Here is a 16,778-nt window from a genome sequence, read left to right on the forward strand (position 1 = left end):
GCCAGAGCGGTTTAGCTAATTTCATTAGCAAACCGCTCTGAATCAGGCGGCCGGGCGGCCGATGCAGAAGTAGGCAAAGCCCCACTCCGCCATAAATGCAGGAGAATATAAATTGCGCCCGTCAAAGAGCAAGGGGGCCGTGAGCAGTGTTTTCACGCGCTCGAAATCCGGATTGCGGAACTGGTTCCACTCCGTCACCACGAGCAGGGCTTGCGCGCCCTTGCAGACGGCATATTGATCGTCCAGTATTTCCACCAGCGGATTGCCCTGGAAAACCCTCCGGGCATTGGCCCCGGCAACGGGATCAAAAGCGCGGATGCGCATGCCCGCGTCCGTAAGGGCCTTGACGATGCTGATGGAAGCGGCTTCGCGCATGTCGTCGGTATTGGCTTTGAAAGCCAGGCCCCAGAGAGCCAGCGTCTTGCCTTTGACCCCGCCCTGCGGCGCGAAGTATTCTTGAATACGCTCAGCCATATGCAGTTTCTGGCGGGCATTGACGGCCTCCACCGCAGTGAGCAGCAGAGGGGCGGCCCCCGCCTTTTCCGCAGTGTGGATCAACGCCTTGACATCTTTGGGGAAGCACGATCCCCCATAGCCCACGCCGGGGTAAATGAACTGGTAGCCGATACGCGAATCCGAGCCGATGCCGGCGCGCACGTCGCGCACGTCGGCTCCCACCCGCTCGCAAATGGCGGCAATTTCGTTGATAAAGGAAATCTTGGTGGCCAACATGCAATTTGCGGCGTATTTGGCCATTTCCGCGCTGCGAACGCCCATGACAATCAGCTTTTCGCGCGTGCGGGCAAAGGGCGCGTAAAGTTCGCGCATGACCGCGGCCGCGCGCTCTGAATCCGTGCCCAGAACCACGCGATCCGGCTTCATGAAATCCGCTATGGCATCGCCCTCTTTGAGAAATTCGGGATTGGAAACCACGTCCACATGCAAATCTAGGCCGCGCGCTGCCAGTTCCTTTTCAATCAGCGCGCGCACCTTGTCGGCCGTGCCGACCGGCACAGTGGACTTGTCCACCACGATCAGATCCTTTTGCATGTGCCGTCCGATTTCAGAGGCGACCTGCCGCACATAACTCAAATCGCAGGAGCCGTCAGGCTGGGGGGGAGTGCCCACGCAGATAAAGGCGCAGTCGGCATCGGCAATGCCCTGCTCAAGACTGGTAGTGAAGCGCAGTCGGCCGTCGGCGCGGCTGCGCCGCACCATGGGCTCAAGGCCTGGCTCGAAAATATGCACGGAACCGGCATTAAGTTTATCGACCACGGCCGGATTGACGTCCACGCAGGTTACGGTGTTGCCCATTTCCGCAAAGCAGGCCGCGCTGACCAGGCCCACATAGCCTGTCCCGATAATGCACAGTTTCATGAATGATGCTCCCCTGCGTTCCCGGCAGCCGGGCGCGCTTGACGTACCGGCCGGGAACGGGTCAGAATAGGTGTAGTGAATGTATCAGTATAAACGAAATTTCAGCGGCGGGCAAGCGTCAGACTACGGTCGGGCGCTTGGGTCTTCGGCAGCGGAGCGGCTATGATTGTGGGCTTGGGCATAGATATGACGGAACTGGCGCGCCTTGAGGCCATCTACCGAAAATTCGGCCTCCGGTTCCTGGAAAAAATCCTGACTCCCGCTGAACTGGCGGCTTTGCCCGCGCATCCTATCTCCTACCTGGCCGGGCGATTTTCGGCCAAAGAGGCGGCGGTCAAGGCATTGGGCACAGGCTTCAGCAACGGGATCGGGCCGCGCCAGATCGAAGTCGGTCACGATGCGCAGGGAGCTCCGCAATTACGCCTGCTGGCTGAGGCCGAAAACCGCGCGCGCCAGTTGGGCGTCAAACGCTGTCACCTTTCCATCAGCCACGAGCGTTTCGCGGCTGTGGCCGTGGTGGTTCTGGAGGCATGATGCGCACTGCGGCCGATTTTTTCGACATGCTGCCCGCCCTGCCCCTGCCCGCCGAGATGCGCCGCTGGGATGAGGCTTCCGTGACCCTGGGGCTGCCGGACGTCATGCTCATGGAAAATGCCGCGCGATCCGCCTTGGCGGCGCTGCGGGAACATATCCCGGATCTTGCCGGTCACAAGATCTGGCTGTTCATGGGCAGCGGCAACAACGGCGGGGATGCGGCCTGTCTCGCCCGTCACCTGCTGGACGCAGGCGCCCGCCCGCTGGTCTGGCACACCAGGCCGTTGAAAAGCTATGCAGGCGCAACAGCCAGGCACATCCGCATGGCCAGGGCCACAGGCGTGCCCTTTGCTTTTTTGCGCCGCCCGGATCTGCCGGACTGGAAGGCAGCGCCGGAAATTATTGTGGACGGGCTGTTGGGGACCGGCTTCAACGGTGATTTGCGGCCGGATTTGGCGGAACTTGTCCAGCGCCTCAATGCTCTGGACCCGCCCCGCTTTGTGCTGGCCCTGGATATTCCCTCAGGGCTCGACGGCGTTACCGGCAGACCTTGCCCCATAGCCGTGCGCGCGACCGCCACAGTCAGCTTTGCGGCGGCCAAGCCCGGGCTGATTCTGCCCTGGGCGCGCGCCTGGACCGGCACGCTGCATGTCCGCGCCATCGGCATTCCGGCCGTGGTGCGCAAAACTTGTCCTTGCAGCGCGTATTTGCTGGACGGGCGCAGTCTGGCGGCTCTGCCCTCTCCCGCGGCGGAAAGTTATAAAAACAGTTTCGGCCATGTCCTTGTGCTGGGCGGCGCGCCCGGTCTCGGCGGCGCGGCCCATCTGGCGTCCAGAGCTGCCCTGCGCGCCGGAGCGGGTCTGGTCACAGCGGCTGCGCCCGCCGCCTCCGTGACCGAGATCAAAAACGGCTGGCCGGAAATCATGACCCTGGCATTGGGAGAGCCGGATCAGTGTCACTGGCCTTCGGAAATTCCCGAGACGCTGGGCCATCTGCTGGAACGCTGCGGCGCGTTGGTCGTGGGCCCCGGCATGGGCCGGGGCAAGGAGGCCGCCGCCTTTCTGGCCTCTGTGCTGGCCCTGGACAACCGCCCTCCCGCCGTGTTCGACGCCGACGCACTGATCCTGCTCGCCCGTGAACCGGCGCTACTGCGCAAGATCAACGAGCGCGACATTCTGACGCCGCATCCCGGCGAAGCCGCGGCCCTGCTGCAATGCGCCGCGCCGGTCGTGCAAGCGGACAGGTTCGCGGCTCTGGCCGCGCTCTGCCGCGGCTGCCTGGGCACGGTCGTGCTCAAAGGCGCGGGCACACTGGCAGGGCAAGGGCAAGGCCCGCTGCTGGCAAGCCCCTATGACGTGCCCCAATTGGCAGTGGGCGGATCGGGCGATGTGCTTGCCGGTTGTCTTGGCGGTCTCCTGGCAGCCTGTCAGGCGGGCTGGCAGACCAGCCTGCCCGTAGCCGGCATGGGCGTGGCGTTGCACGCCCTGGCCGGGCGGGCCTGCGCAAGGCGCTATCCCGCGCGGGGCAATACGGCCGGGGAAGTGGCGGATGCCCTGCCCCATGTGCGGGCGCGCCTTGCCCTTGCCACACCGGATCAGGAGATTTTGCCGTGGCCGTCTTGAAACTGGCAGGGCTTGAGGATACGACCCGCATCGGGCAGTGGCTGGCCCAAAGCCTGCCCGCCTGCCCTGCTCTGCGGGCTCTTTTGCTTCGCGGCCCTCTGGGCAGCGGCAAAACCACCCTGACCCGCGCACTGGTCGAGGCTCTGCCCGGCGGGGCTTTGGCGGAAGTGGCAAGCCCCTCGTTTACCGTTTGCAACCATTATCCCACCTCGCCGCCTGTGCTGCATTGCGATCTCTACCGCAGCGGCTCCTTGCTGCCGGACGAGCTTGTGGAAGGGCTGGACGATCCCGCTGTTCTGACCATTGTGGAATGGGCCGAATATCTGCCTGAGGCTGAACTGCCGGAAGAATATCTGGACATATCCTTTGAGTCGTGCGAAGAAAGCAGACTGTTGCTTATGCAGGCCCACGGCCACAGCGCAACGGCTCTTCTGGGCAGTCTGCGCGCCGTCTGGCCGGAGAGCGAGGCGTAAGTTCGGCCTTTCGCGACGACCTCGCACTGCTGCGCCGTGGCGAAATCCGGCCACGCGTTTGCCGTGACAGCCGGGCAAAAGGCGATTTTTACGCTCACGGCCCGCGCTAACATTTTTGAGCGTTTTGCGGCCGTCTCATGTCTTGATGCGCAGGTTAAGCGGCCTGCCTGCACGGTGAAGGATCGTGGACACATGGATACAGGCATGAAGATACTTGTACAAAAGTTCGGCGGCACTTCAGTGGCAACCCTGGAGTGCATGAAAAAAGTGCGTGAAAAAGTCCTGAATGGCTTGCAACGTGGCAACAAGGTGATTGCCGTGCTTTCGGCCAGGGCCGGGGATACCAACAGACTGCTGGCGCTTGCGGAAGCCTGGTCGGACACCCCTGACAAGGCGGAGTGCGACATGCTGGTTTCCACCGGCGAGCAGGTCTCCATCAGCCTTTTCACCATGCTGCTCAAAGATGCGGGCATCCGCGCCCGTTCCCTGCTGGGCAGTCAGATTCCAATCACCACGGACGACGATTTCGGCCGGGCGCGTATTCTGGACATTGACAGCAAGGCGCTGCGCCAGTACCTGGAGCACTACGACGTTCTGGTGGTGGCGGGTTTTCAGGGCTGCACGAAAAACGGCCGGGTCACGACCCTGGGCCGCGGCGGTTCCGATACCTCGGCAGTGGCCTTGGCCGCGGCTCTCGGTTCCGTGGAATGCGAAATTTACACGGACGTGGACGGCGTTTATACCACTGACCCCAATATTTGCTCCACGGCCCGCAAGATGGATCGCGTCGCCTATGAGGAAATGCTGGAAATGGCGAGCATGGGGGCCAAGGTTCTGCATATCCGCTCTGTGGAATTTGCCAAAAAATACAAGGTCCCTGTGCATGTGCGTTCCACGTTCAGCGACGATCCCGGCACTCTTGTCACTCAGGAGGATTCCAGCATGGAAGCTGTGCTTGTTTCCGGCATTGCCTACGATAAAGATCAAGCCCGCGTAACCCTGCGGGATCTGCCCGATGTGCCGGGAGTTGCGGCGGCGGTGTTCGGCCCGCTTTCGGAAAAAGGCGTTCTGGTGGATATGATCGTCCAGAACACCAGCCTTGACGGGCATACCGACATTACCTTCACCATCACGCGCAAGGATCTGCCCCAGACGCTTGAGATCATGACGGAAGTAGCCCGGAAAACAGGGGCCTCGGAAGTGATGCACGACGTCAGCGTAGCCAAAGTTTCCGCCATCGGCGTAGGCATGCGCAATCATTCCGGCGTTGCGGCCCGCGCTTTTGCCGCACTGACCCAGGAAGGCATCAATATTCTGATGATCAGCACTTCTGAAATCAAAATAACCATTTTGATCCAGGAAAAATATGTGGAGCTGGCCGTGCGCATCCTGCACGATACCTTCGGCCTTGACTGGGATATCGGCTAGAGCAGATTAGCTTTAAATTTTTCCATACCCACAAGATTCAAACCAGCCCTGGGCATCATCCTGTGGGATCATGCTCAGGGCTTTTGCTACTACCGCATAAAGCTCTTCATGGGTACGGGCCTTCAGGCCTCTTAATAGTTGTGTTTATCGTTTGTCGCTCTAAAAGTCATACACTCCGTTGGCGACATAGCCGTCGTACAGATAAGGCCGGCAGAGCTGTGATACGCTCCTTAAAAGCGCAGTTTGGCGAAGTTGAAAGGCAGGCGTCAGCCTCGCGGTAGCGGCATACTGAATAACCACAACAATTTTTTGCGACAAAGCTCGCTGCAAGCCACATACTATCCTTATCCGTACGGCTCGCCGAGCTCGCCTGCGGGTAAAGCAAGAATCAATTCAGAGAATGCCCTCAGGGCGTTGCGCCGTCATAAACCCCACCGGGCGGGAAATCAGTAGGAGCAGAGACGGTCAGCCGGAATTATGGTGAAATTGTTTGCTTTGAGCAGTTCCACAGCCTGATCGACTTTGTCGAAACGGAAAATCATCACCGCGCTTTCCTGATCGCGCTGCACAAAAGCGTACATATACTCCACATTCACGCCGTTGCGGGACACCAGTTGCAGCACCGCATCAAGCCCGCCCGGCACGTCGGACACTTCCACGGCCACCACGCTGGTGCGCCCAAGGGTAAAACCCTTTTCCTTGAGTACGTTTTTGGCTTTTTCGTGATCGCAGACGATCATACGCAAAATGCCGAAGTCGGACGTATCGGCCAGAGAAAGCGCCCGGATATTGATGCCGGCTTCAGCCAGAGTGTGCGTGACTTCGGCGAGGCGACCGGCCCTGTTTTCAAGAAAAACGGACAATTGTTCTGCTTTCATGCTGGATCCTTTAACAGGCAATGCGTTCAGGCTTTGTTTGGATCATCCTTGGAAGATGCGTCGTTCTTCTTTTCCTTGGGGGTAATGTCTATTTCGTCCGGTTCGGAAGAGGCGCGGCGAAAGTTGCGGATGGCCCGGCCGAGACCTCCCCCTATTTCCGGCAGCTTGTTGGCGCCGAAAATAAGCAGCACCACGACCAGGATAAGCAATAATTCCTGCATGCCAATGCCGAACATGCGGCAAGCCTCCGTTGGATGTTGGGCTCTGAAGCCGATCTACTGCAAACAGCATAAGCCGCGTCAGGCGCAAGGTCAAGGTGTGTCGGCATATACGCCAGGGCAGAGGCGTCTTATGCGGCAGCGTCGCCCGAAGCCGCAGGCTGCGTGGGAGCGAAGCGCGGCTCCGCCGTCGAAGCGGCTCTTGGCAGCGTTTATGATACCATAAAAAATTGAGAGTATTAACAATATGATGTAAATGTGTTATCTCCCTACGGTATATCGAAGCGGAAAAATTCTGGGAAAACAACGGTATCGCTGCAAGAATTGTGGATTTCAATTTACTCGCACCACTCCACGCGGCCGCCCGGCATTGGATATGTGAACCAACAACTCACACATACGCCAGCGCGGCCTTGGCCAGATAGGCGGATCGGGTCAGGCCGCGCGCTTTGGCCGCCCTGTCGATGCGGTTGCGGACATAACGCGGGAGCGTGATATTGACCGGAACGGCCTTTTTGTCCAGAAAATCAAAGTTCACGTCCAGCAGCACCACGGCTCCACCTGCCGCATCCTCGGAGGCGAGAATGCTTTCCAGCGGCGAAGGATCGGGAAGCACATCCACTTCCTCGCCCTCGTAAAAGGTTTCGATGGCATCCTGAACATTGGCCAGAGCCTCGTCCAGCGTCGAGCCGCCGGAAAAGACGCCGGGAAAATCGGGAACAATCAGGCCGTAGTCCGTGCCTGTATCCTTGTGGACAATAACGGGATAACGCATATTCTCTCCGGAGAGTATTAACCAACGAATGTTTTGTGGGCAGGAAACCCGCATAAAAGCTGACCTGTTGGGGCTGTGAACATCAGCTGGTTAATACCCTCTCTCTCCGAAACCCCGAGCCGTTTCCGGCTCAGGGCAGTTTGATGCCGGTCTGCCTGGCAATGGCTTTGAGGGTTCCCAAGGGTATCTCGCCCTTGTGCCGGTGAACAACAGTTTTTCTTCCATCCGGGTGAACCAGTTTGTCGTGATTGGTGCCGCCCTGGTTGACGAAGCCCGCGGCTTCCAGCTTTTTGATGAGTTCCCGTGCGTTCATGATTCTTATACGCACTATGCGCATGTCTGTCAAGAAAAAATACGCATTATGCGCATAAAAGCAATCAACAAGCCTATCCTCCACCGGCGTCGCGGTGCGGGTGACGCTGGCCTTTCTCCGATTTTGTCCCTTGCCACTTCTCCAGACTTTCTTTAGAGCATTTTCACTTTGAAAATGCTCTACTGACGCGAAAGCGGCAGCCGCCGCAACGCGGCGTACATTCAGGCGAAAATCGCGTTTTTCGCCTGAATGCCACCTTTGACTTTCATAAAAAGTCAAAGATAATCTACTCTAGATCAAAAGACGCCCCGTTTGCGGGGCGAGCCTTCTTTCCGGCTCTGGCGACAGCGTTAGCTGTCGCCAGAGCCGGCGGTAGCCGTTAGCAAGCTTTGCTTGCTTGCGCCAGCCGTTTCGTTTGAGGCTGAACGTCAGGTTGAAGTTTTGCGCCGCGCCGCTTGCGCCGGGTATGGCCGGATTCCATTCTTTGGGCGCGGCGGGCAGAAGCGGCGCGGCCACGGTCGAGGGTTCCACGGCTGTGCGCGACGTTTTGGCCCCGGCAATCTTTGCATCCGCCGTGGCGTCGGCCTCATCCACGATGCCGAGCCATTCGCCCACGGCCCGCAGTTTATCCACCACCCAGGACACTTTGTCCCCGATCCAGGTAAATGCGGCGTCAAAGGCCGCGCGCACCGGCTCGCAGGTGTTGTAGAGGTAGACCAGCCCGGCGATCAGCCCGGCCACGCCCTTGACCACCCAGCCTATGGGGTTGTTGGAGAGCGCCGCGTTGAGCAGCCATGTTCCGGCGGCGGCCATTTTCGCGCCAACGGCCATGATTTTTGTGCCCGCCGCCGCAGCGACGGCCACAGTGCGGTGCCAGGCCAGTGCCGTATTTGTAGCGATGACCGAGGGCCGGAAGGAATGCAGCGCCCCTCTGGCAATGGTCCAGCCGTCGGAAATCATTGTGGCCGCGTACACCCCGGCCAGTGCTCCCACTTTCAGCCCCACCAGGGCGATGCCCGTGAACATCACCGCCTTGGTCACGAGCGGGAAACGCTCGGCCAGAGCGGTAATCGGCTTGACCACGGCCACGGCTGTGTTGGCCGCTGTGGCCAGGGGCGGCAGAAGCACGCTGCCCACGGTGATGCCCAGGATGCCGACCGAACTTTTCAGACGATCAAGAGCCCCTCGCGTGGTTTTGGAACGGGTCTCGAACTCCCTGAGCTGCGAGCCGACGGCTTCTTTGGAGTTGGCAAGCGCAAAGGCTTTTGCCAGCTTCGCGGGGTCATTGACCAGGGGCGCGATGGAAGCGGCGGTAGCCGTTAGCAAGCTTTGCTTGCTTACGGATAGCGACAGCGGTTGCGTTGGCTGGCTGCCGCAGTAACCAGTTGCTGTCTTCATCCGTAGCTTCCTTCGTCGCAACGGCTGAAGCAAGGATTCCAGACCGAAAATATCCTTGGCGATGCCCGCCTGTTCCGCCTCCGGCAGTGTGCGCATGGCCTCGAACACGGTCATGATCGTGTTCTCCGCCTCGGGGCCGCCCTTTTTCATGCCTTCGGCCAGCGCCCTGACGTTGCGGATGCCGATTCTGGCAAAGGCGTCCTTCTGCGTTTTGGACATGGCGTCGCCCTGGGCCATTGCCAGCAGGAAGGACTTCATGGCTGTGGCCGCCACTTCCGGGCTTTCGGACGTGGAGACGAACGCCCCGGCCAGGCCGACGATGCTTTTTGCGGACAGCCCGGCGGTGACGCCCACCGCGCCGACGCGGGAAATGACTTCGGACGTTTTGGCGGCCGTGGCGTTGGTTTTGGAGGCCAGATAGTTCATGGCGTCGCCCATCGCCCTGGTCTGTTCGGCGTTGAGGCCCATGCGCGACTGGAATATGGCGAGGCGTTCCCCGGCCTCCTCCGCGGAAATGCCGTAGGCCACGGCCATTTCCGCCGCGTCGCTCAGGAACTGCTTGAGCATGGCGGGATCAAGGTTGCCCTGCGCGTCATTGGCGACGCCGGATTCGGCGGCGGACGCGGCAATGGCCGTCATGCCGCCGGCGCTGATGCCGGAGCGCCGCGCCACAGCGAAAATATCCTGCTGGACTTGCTTTTCCTGCTCCGTGCTGGCAAAGTTGGCGACTTTTTTCAGATCGGCGAAGCTGCTTTCGTAGTCGATAGCCAGCTTGACCGGCGCGGCCACGGTCATGGCCACGCCCACAGTGCCCAGTACCTGCCCCTGCAATTCTTTTCGCTTGGCCTGATTGGCCTGGAGGCGCTGTTGCCGGGACAAGGCGGCCTGGGTGCGCTGAATGCGTTGGGCAAGCTGTTCCTGGGCCCGGCCCGCGCTTTCCACGGCAAGGCCATAGTCGGCAACCTCCTTTTTGGCATTTTTGTAAGAAATCGTCGCCGTGCGCACGGCCGCCCGCATTTTCGCACTGGAATCCGCCGCGTATTTCGCCTGTACGGCTCTCAATTTGTCGCTGGCCGTCTGCATCCGCGTCACGGCCGTGTTCTGTTTGTTCAGCTCGCTCAAGTCGGTTTTCAACCCGCGCACGCGGGAAGACACCGTGCTGAATGCCGATGTCACCGTGCGGCTGAGTTGCGCTCCGATGCTGAAGTTGACGCCCACAGTCCCGGCCATGTGCCCTCGCTTATGCGCGATGGATTTCCCGTTCAAACGCGGCGGCTTCCTCCAGCCACTCGCACGCCTCTTGCCACGTCATGCTCCTGATGGTCCGCAGGCCCCAGCGCGTCATGCGGGAGAGGGCGAGCGCCAGCCGGAGAATCTGCTTACGATTTGGGTACGGCCCGAAATCGCACATACTGGTCTTGCAGCCTCGCGTAGTCCGTCGCGTCCAGCAGGCGCATTTCCGACGGTTTCAGGCCGCAGAGAATGCCGATCAGCGCCAGTTCGGAGGCCACGTCGTCAGGCGCTTTGGGCTCGTGATCCAGCAGATCGCCCATGTTCGGGCGGCGCATGATCACTTCCTCAAGCCGGCGGTCGGCGAGCTGCACGGGATAGTTCAGGGGCACGACCGCGCTGCGGGAGGCGTCCGGTTCCACGTTCAAAGGCTTGAAGTCGGGTTTCATGCTAGTAATCCTTGCCGAGGTTGGCGCGAACCCTGGCGAGGTAGTCCACGCCAAGGACGCTGAAGAGGTAGTTGAACTTGTCCACTTCGGCCATTTCCTGGCCGTTCTGCCAGAGCTTGAGGTAGTAGACTTCAAGCTCGGTTTCCGGCTCCATTTTTTTGCCCGGCTCCATCTTGCCGATGCCCACCTTTTTGGGCGGGCACCTGATGACGACTTTCACCGGCTGATGCTCGTAAATGCCGCTGCCCGCGTCATACGCCTGCACCGAGGCGTAGATTTCGAGCTGATGCGCTTCGGGCGCGAGCAGACTGGTGGCTGTGGGGTTGCAGGTGTTCCACTTGATTTTGACGGTCATGGACTTCATGTGCCCCACCACTGGCGCGTCCACTTCGCCCGCAATGCCCAGGCCCGCGATGGATTCGCTCATGAACTCGAAATCCGGCATTTCAATGCTGCCCACGCCGAGCATCCCGACGCCATCCTTGTAAATGGCCGCGTCGGTCAGCAGGGCCGGGATCAGATTGGTGGAAGGAAGCTGACTCATATTCACACCGCGCTTTCAAAGAGGGTTTCCAGATAGGCCGGGTCGTATTCCAGGGTGAACACGATTTCCCGCGCCGCCGTGGGCGGCGTGACGTGGACGTGGAAGCGGACCTTGCCGGCCATGAGGTCGGTACTGCTGTTGTCCCTGGCCTCGAAGGTCACCCGCCCGCCCAGGATGAACTCGCGGGCCACAAGGCCGTTGAGCCAGATGTTGCATGTGTCGCAGATGGAGGAAATCAGGCGGCGGCGCAGCGGGTTGCTGACCTTCTGCCAGGCCGTGAGCACCAGCGTGTTGCCGATCCAGTTGAACATGCGCCGGATGGGGATGCTGGCGTCCTTCACGTCCGTGACGCCGGGATAACAGGCGGTCTGATCCCCCCAGGCCACCATGCCGCCGACCATGTTCAGGCCGGTGACAATGCCGTTGCCGTTGAGGTTGGCCGCTTCCAGCGGGGTCAGAGCCAGTTCCTCGCAGTTGTGCGTCAGGCCCTGGCAGAGCATCCGCCTGTTGGAGGGCGACCAGAAGGGGATGCCGTCGTTTTCCGCGTCCCGCCGGGCCATGACGGCGGCCAGATGCGTGGAGCCGTATTCCGGCGCGTTGTCATAGACGGGCGTGCCAAAGAAGAGCAGCAGATTTTCGTCGGTCAGGTTGTTGTCATTGACCCAGGCCGGGGCATCTTCGGGACGGGCAATGCCGCCGGGCAGGTCGGCCACGCCCACGGCCCGGAAATGGCCGCTGATATTCTCGCAGGCCGCGCCGATGGCAATGGCCACGGCCGGGTTGGAGGAAAAGCCCGGCGCAAGGATCAGCCCCGGCACCTTGCGGAACAGGGGGAAAACCCTGTCCACCAGAGCAAGGCCGGTGCTTTTGCCGGATTCGTTCACGCCGCCGATGATGTCCTTCCCCGCTACGGGGACGCGACCATCCGAACCGGCAAGGCCGGATTCGGGCGTCCCCTCCGCTGTCTGCCCGTTACCGCTCGCGCCTGCGTCGTCCGCGGATTCTCCGGGCCGGAGATGCCGGGCCGGATCGAACACGTTGATGCAGACCACCGGGGCCACGTTGTAGCGCCCGATGAAGACGTTGACGAACTCGGTCAGGGTATAATTATGCGCGGCTTCGCCGTCTTTCAGGCCGCCGAACTGGGCCACAAAATCCTCCACCGTGTAAATCAGGCGGGGCTCGTTGACCGGCGCGGGCGGGCCGCCCTTTGCAGCGTCGGGCAGGTTGTGGACAGGGGCCGTGCCAATGACCACCGGCAGGGCGGAATCCACTTCCACCGGGGTCACGAGGCTGGTGGGCGCCTCATCGAAAAAAGCGCCGTGGCGGTAGCTCATGGCGATGCTCCTTTTATTCCAGCCCCTTCATGCGCCAGTGTGTCATGACTGTCGCCTGAAGATACGGGCGGGGTTGCGTGTCGGTTTTTTCCCAGGGGAACAGGCGGCCCTTTTCGTCCGGCGTCAGGCGGTAACGACCGTCCAGCGGCGCTTTCAGGCAGGGGGCCAGACTTTGCCGGATGCGGGAGAGCAGCAGGGCCATGTCCGTTTCCGCTCCCTCGGCGTCTCCTTCCTCGCCGCAGTACACGCCGCAAATCAGGGCCACGGTCATGGCGTCCTCTCCGCTGTCCGTCTGGCCGGACAGGGGAATCAGCACCACGCAGGGGAAGGGCTCGCCGGGCTTTTCCGCGTCGCCGGGGCGGCGTTTTTTCGGGGGCAGGTCGCCGATGAAGACCTGCGCCGGGAAGCCGTCGGCAGACGCGGCGCGGGCGGCGGGGGCCGGAGCGGAAAAAGAAACAGGGCCGCGCCGATCCAGACGCAAATCCGCGAGGTCGGCCAGCAGCCGGGCTTTGAGCGCGGGCAAGAAAAAAGGACTCATGGCCGGAACTCCCCGCCGCCAGGGACGGCGGCGCGCCGCGCAGCGCGAGCGAAACGAAAACCGCGCTTTTCGTGAGCGAGAGGCCATCCCGCACAGGACGTGCGGGGGGCCGTCATCTGGGGACTCATACGGCCCGTCCTTTGAGGATATTGTCCACGGCGCGGGTCAATTCCTGATGGAAAATCCGCATGGCCGTATTGCGGGCCGTTTCCTCCACCTGCGGCGCGACCGCGTGGTACTGGATGGGCGGGGCGTAGGCCAGAAACACATCGTCATGGCCGGTCTGCACATGATCGGGATTGCGGCGGTACATGACGCGCAGCTTGCCTCCGGAGGTCCTGGCCAGGAAAGGCGTGCTGCCCGTGCCGTCGCTGCCCGTGGGCGTGCCGTAGCTGTGGAACTGCTTGCCGTCCCTCCGCAGGCGGTAGGTGAAGCCGGGCCACTCTTTGGAGCGCACGCCGAGCCGGGCCGTCCGCTCGCGGGGTTCCAGCTCGTAATCGTCCAGAAACAGCGACTTGGAGAACACTTTGAACTGCGCGCTGTCGCCCCGGTTCCGCACGGCCTTTACCGCCCGGCGCACGAATCTGTTGCCCACGGTGATGTCGCGTTCCAGCACGCCGATAACGTCCGTCCGAACCTTGGGGGCCGTCGCCATGAGCGCCGCCTTGACCGCGCGGGCAAGATTGTGTTGCACGCCGTCAAGCCGGGCCAGGGCTTCATCAATAACCCGCGGATCAAACTGAATTTCGATCATGCCACATTCCGGTACAGTTTGAGGTTCAGCAATCCTGCCTGCGTGTTGGCGGAGCGCACGATCCACGCCCGGTCATTGACGATGAGTTCCTGCCCCGGTTCCGGTGTCGGGATGACACCTTCGGCCAGGGTGATTTCCGCATGGACGGCGTTCACGCCCCAGGTGTCGCCGGGACTGTCGTACAGGTGTTCGCCGCCAGGCTGTGCCGACCAGTCGCAGACGGCCGGAGTTTTCACATCCTCAATGCTGATCTCTTCCGCAAATTCGTCCGGGTTCAGGAAGACGTTGCGCGCATCTCGGACAAGCTGTTGCCGGAGCGTCATTTCGTCCCCCGCAGCAGGGTCTTGATGTCGGCCCGGATTTCGGCAAGGGAAGAGCGCGTCTCTTCCGCGACGCCTTCCAGCTTGGCAAGCCGCCGCTCCTGATCGTCCGTGCGCCTGCCCAATTCGGACACGGCCTGCTCGTGCCGGTTGAAGTCGCGGTCAAGCGCCTGTTCGTGCCGCTGCATCTGTGATTCCAGATGGGACACGCGCTCTTCCAGCCGCGCCGTCATGACCATGCTGGTGGTCGCGGCCGAGCCGATGCCCACCAGCACCGGCACAAGCAGAGGCAGAACAAGAGTCTGCACAAATCGTAATGTCGCGTTCATAAAGCCTCCGCCCGCTCTATCCACAGCAGCAGCTCCGCCGCTTCCTCGTGCGGGATGCAGATATACCGCTCAGTCACCACCGCCCCCGGCGTCCTCGGGGCCGGTGGAAGCGTCTTTGTTCCGCCGGTCAGTGCCGCCGAACTTGCGCAGCCACTCAGAGCCAGGATCAGCGCGCACAGCAGCCACGCGCTTTTGAGTTTTACGTTCACGCCACCACTCCAGCAGAGCCACGATCACCCGGATAAGCGCCTGCGCCCAGGAGGGCATACGCCTACAGCTTTGCCGCTTTGGCAGCGGCGTCGTCGGCGTTTTTGGCCTTGCCCGCGTTGAAGCCCAGGGCGTTGACCACCACATACAACAGGCGCAGCAGGGGATTGGCCGTCTCCGCCGGGCGCGGCCAGATGGCGGACACGGCGGCGCAGAGGGTCACGACAAACGTCACCCATCCCTCCCAACGTTCCGGCAGCCAGCCGAGAATGGTCGCGGCCATGTCGGCGCCCTCGGGCGGACTGAGCGCATCGCCTGCCGGAGCAAGGCAGGGAAGAAAGACGGCGACCAGAGCCAAGACAAGAAAAGGCAGTGTTTTTTTCATGACAGTCTCCGTTAGTGGGCCTCCGTGGGGCAACAGGTGCGCGTCAGCCAGCCGTCCATGAACTTGCGGTGCTCGAAGTTTTTGGAGCCCAGGCCGACGTAATGCGCGAGCTGGAGGCCGTTGAGCGCGTGAACAAACACAGCGGCGCTGACGCGCCCGGAAAGCAGTTTTGCCATTGCGGAGAGGGACTTGGGGCCGAGGCAGCCGTCTTCGGCGAGGTCGGGGAAAATCCGTTCTTCCCCGCGCGGCCCTCTGCGCCGGTTGAAAGCATTGCACAAGCGTTGCACATAACGCCCGGAGCCGCCCCGGCCCAGATTCACGGCCTGCTCGAACAGCTCGTCGGCCACAATCTGCGGGAATTGCCCCAGACGCATCCGCTCCCACCACTCCACGCGGTACCAGTCCCTCACCAGATCGGCGAGGCCGGGCAGCGCGGCCAGATGCCGGGAAAAGGCCCGCGCGCCACGGCTGTGGCTGCTGTGGGATTTGGCCGCGTCGATGAGCGGCCAGCCGCGCCAGTCCGGAAAAAAGTTGCGGGCAATGCCGGCATAGGTTTCGCCGCCCGCGTCGCCGGGCACGTCGCACCAGCCGCCTTCAAACTCCTTGAGCGGCGCGTAGGCTATGAGGAAATCGGCCATGCTACTTCTCCACCACTTGGCCGAAGGAGGCGGTCAGTTCCACCAGGGCTTCGGGATAGGTGCAGATGGCGAGCGGGTTGGACTGCACTTCCAGATCATAGCCGCGGCCCTTGGGCTTCGCGTCCATGCGGGCATAAAACTCGTTGCCGTAGGTGTTGGCCGTCTCAATCCAGTTGGCCGGGGCGTTGTACTGCATGAAAATATCCAGACCCACGGGATAAAAGTGGGCTTTGGTCGGCTCCACCATCCGTCTGCCGCCCACGACTTCCGAGGCTTCGATCCAGGTGACGCCGCCGTAGGTGAAGCCGCGCCTGCGGTAATCGTCCCGCCCGAAGTTGTCCTGATTCGCGGCCCACAGGTCATAGGCTTTGCGCACCAGTTCGTGACTGGTGAGCATGTCGTAAAAGTCCGAGCCCACCAGAGCCTCAAAGCGCGTGGCCGGGGCGCCGCCGAGTTTTTCTTCGGCATGGCGCTTGGCGTCGAGAACGGCCTTCTTGATGGGATTGAATTTTGTTGTGTTGGACGGAAAGACCAGATTGATTTTCTTCTGCTTCACACCAAACACCTGAAACAGATCGTGCAGCACGGTCGTGCCGTCCGCGTCGTAGATCACGCCCTGCGCCGCGCCCAGGCGGTGAAACTCCACGGTCATGGACAGGGAGTTCTTGAGGTCCTGCATTTTGTTGTTGATGACATACTCCTTGGTGATCGGCTCGGTGGTCCCGAAGCCGCGCACATCCTGGAGATCGTCGGCGCTCACATTGTCGGACAGCGGCAGATGGGCGGTCTGAAGGACGCGGGTGGTGCGCGTGCTGCCGCGCCCGTGCATTTCCTGGGGCGGATCGCGGCGATCCTGATTGCTGACCAGCACGAGGCGGCCCTGCTTGATGTCCAGAGCGACGTTTGTGGTCCTGACGCTGCGTTGCGTGAACAGGGGGCGCAGTCGTTGCGGCATGAGCGGGAGCTTGTTGACCGCCTCGGTCAGCTCCACCGGCGTGTAAAGGTCGGGGGATGTAAGCATCTGCGACATG

General features: G+C 61.6%; 21 protein-coding genes. 4 read left to right on the plus strand and 17 right to left on the minus strand.

Translation table 11 applies throughout. The features are described 5' to 3' along the window. Positions 1-42 precede the first annotated feature (42 nt). Positions 43-1,377: a UDP-glucose/GDP-mannose dehydrogenase family protein gene (locus tag G7Y51_RS01370; protein WP_165174619.1), complete on the minus strand. Its 1,335-nt coding sequence runs from the start codon at positions 1,375-1,377 to the stop codon at positions 43-45. Positions 1,378-1,539: 162 nt separating this feature from the next. Here G7Y51_RS01370 and G7Y51_RS01375 point away from each other — a divergent pair, with 162 nt between their 5' ends. From G7Y51_RS01375 to G7Y51_RS01390, 4 genes are all read left to right on the plus strand, one after another. Continuing rightward, entirely contained in the window at positions 1,540-1,911 is a 372-nt protein-coding gene (locus G7Y51_RS01375; RefSeq protein ID WP_165174620.1) for a holo-[acyl-carrier-protein] synthase, read from the plus strand. Further along, complete coding sequence (locus tag G7Y51_RS01380; protein ID WP_346773689.1) at positions 1,908-3,533, plus strand: NAD(P)H-hydrate dehydratase; 1,626 nt, start codon at positions 1,908-1,910, stop codon at positions 3,531-3,533. The genes G7Y51_RS01375 and G7Y51_RS01380 overlap by 4 nt, the downstream gene beginning before the upstream one ends. Continuing rightward, the gene (gene tsaE / locus G7Y51_RS01385; RefSeq protein ID WP_165174621.1) at positions 3,521-4,006 is read left to right on the plus strand and encodes a tRNA (adenosine(37)-N6)-threonylcarbamoyltransferase complex ATPase subunit type 1 TsaE; all 486 of its coding nucleotides are present in this window, start codon (positions 3,521-3,523) and stop codon (positions 4,004-4,006) included. The genes G7Y51_RS01380 and tsaE overlap by 13 nt, the downstream gene beginning before the upstream one ends. Positions 4,007-4,210: 204 nt before the next feature. Beyond that, on the plus strand, positions 4,211-5,434 hold the full coding sequence (locus tag G7Y51_RS01390; protein ID WP_165174622.1) for an aspartate kinase: 1,224 nt from the start codon (positions 4,211-4,213) through the stop codon (positions 5,432-5,434). Positions 5,435-5,880: 446 nt separating this feature from the next. On the opposite strand, the gene G7Y51_RS01395 is transcribed toward G7Y51_RS01390, so the two are convergent. The 16 genes from G7Y51_RS01395 to G7Y51_RS01470 form a co-directional block, all read right to left on the minus strand. Continuing rightward, positions 5,881-6,312, minus strand: a complete 432-nt coding sequence (locus G7Y51_RS01395) for an ACT domain-containing protein (RefSeq protein WP_165072984.1) — start codon at positions 6,310-6,312, stop codon at positions 5,881-5,883. Between the two features lie 26 nt (positions 6,313-6,338). Beyond that, the gene (locus G7Y51_RS01400) at positions 6,339-6,548 is read right to left on the minus strand and encodes a twin-arginine translocase TatA/TatE family subunit (RefSeq protein WP_165174623.1); all 210 of its coding nucleotides are present in this window, start codon (positions 6,546-6,548) and stop codon (positions 6,339-6,341) included. A gap of 373 nt (positions 6,549-6,921) precedes the next feature. Continuing rightward, positions 6,922-7,305, minus strand: a complete 384-nt coding sequence (locus G7Y51_RS01405) for a type II toxin-antitoxin system HicB family antitoxin (RefSeq protein WP_165174624.1) — start codon at positions 7,303-7,305, stop codon at positions 6,922-6,924. A 130-nt stretch (positions 7,306-7,435) separates the two neighbouring features. After that, positions 7,436-7,897: a type II toxin-antitoxin system HicA family toxin gene (locus G7Y51_RS13525; protein WP_206214225.1), complete on the minus strand. Its 462-nt coding sequence runs from the start codon at positions 7,895-7,897 to the stop codon at positions 7,436-7,438. Positions 7,898-7,909: 12 nt separating this feature from the next. Further along, positions 7,910-10,246 (minus strand): phage tail tape measure protein, encoded by a 2,337-nt coding sequence (locus tag G7Y51_RS01415; RefSeq protein WP_165174625.1) that lies wholly within the window; start codon positions 10,244-10,246, stop codon positions 7,910-7,912. A gap of 149 nt (positions 10,247-10,395) precedes the next feature. Next, the gene (locus G7Y51_RS01420) at positions 10,396-10,695 is read right to left on the minus strand and encodes a phage tail assembly protein (RefSeq protein WP_165174626.1); all 300 of its coding nucleotides are present in this window, start codon (positions 10,693-10,695) and stop codon (positions 10,396-10,398) included. Between the two features lies 1 nt (position 10,696). Next, positions 10,697-11,239, minus strand: coding sequence for a phage major tail tube protein (locus tag G7Y51_RS01425; protein ID WP_165174627.1), 543 nt, complete (start codon positions 11,237-11,239; stop codon positions 10,697-10,699). A 2-nt stretch (positions 11,240-11,241) separates the two neighbouring features. Beyond that, a complete protein-coding gene (locus G7Y51_RS01430; RefSeq protein ID WP_165174628.1) occupies positions 11,242-12,576 on the minus strand; it encodes a phage tail sheath protein in 1,335 nt (444 codons plus the stop codon). A 13-nt stretch (positions 12,577-12,589) separates the two neighbouring features. After that, positions 12,590-13,114, minus strand: coding sequence for a hypothetical protein (locus G7Y51_RS01435; RefSeq protein WP_165174629.1), 525 nt, complete (start codon positions 13,112-13,114; stop codon positions 12,590-12,592). Between the two features lie 124 nt (positions 13,115-13,238). Further along, positions 13,239-13,868 carry a hypothetical protein gene (locus G7Y51_RS01440; RefSeq protein WP_165174630.1) on the minus strand — a complete coding sequence of 210 codons (630 nt, stop codon included), beginning with the start codon at positions 13,866-13,868 and terminating at the stop codon, positions 13,239-13,241. Next, positions 13,865-14,191: a hypothetical protein gene (locus G7Y51_RS01445; RefSeq protein ID WP_165174631.1), complete on the minus strand. Its 327-nt coding sequence runs from the start codon at positions 14,189-14,191 to the stop codon at positions 13,865-13,867. Before G7Y51_RS01445 ends, G7Y51_RS01440 begins: the two co-directional genes overlap by 4 nt. Beyond that, positions 14,188-14,517 (minus strand): hypothetical protein, encoded by a 330-nt coding sequence (locus G7Y51_RS01450; RefSeq protein WP_165174632.1) that lies wholly within the window; start codon positions 14,515-14,517, stop codon positions 14,188-14,190. The genes G7Y51_RS01445 and G7Y51_RS01450 overlap by 4 nt, the downstream gene beginning before the upstream one ends. A gap of 69 nt (positions 14,518-14,586) precedes the next feature. After that, the gene (locus G7Y51_RS01455) at positions 14,587-14,784 is read right to left on the minus strand and encodes a hypothetical protein (RefSeq protein ID WP_165174633.1); all 198 of its coding nucleotides are present in this window, start codon (positions 14,782-14,784) and stop codon (positions 14,587-14,589) included. 4 nt (positions 14,785-14,788) lie between these two features. Then, the gene (locus G7Y51_RS01460; RefSeq protein ID WP_165174634.1) at positions 14,789-15,109 is read right to left on the minus strand and encodes a hypothetical protein; all 321 of its coding nucleotides are present in this window, start codon (positions 15,107-15,109) and stop codon (positions 14,789-14,791) included. A gap of 11 nt (positions 15,110-15,120) precedes the next feature. Continuing rightward, complete coding sequence (locus G7Y51_RS01465; RefSeq protein WP_165174635.1) at positions 15,121-15,747, minus strand: glycosyl hydrolase 108 family protein; 627 nt, start codon at positions 15,745-15,747, stop codon at positions 15,121-15,123. 1 nt (position 15,748) lies between these two features. After that, positions 15,749-16,777 carry a major capsid protein gene (locus tag G7Y51_RS01470; protein ID WP_241160088.1) on the minus strand — a complete coding sequence of 343 codons (1,029 nt, stop codon included), beginning with the start codon at positions 16,775-16,777 and terminating at the stop codon, positions 15,749-15,751. Position 16,778: the final 1 nt, after the last annotated feature.

Source organism: Desulfovibrio sp. ZJ369 (genome assembly GCF_011039085.1).
In the GTDB taxonomy this organism is placed as follows: Bacteria; Desulfobacterota; Desulfovibrionia; order Desulfovibrionales; family Desulfovibrionaceae; genus Desulfovibrio.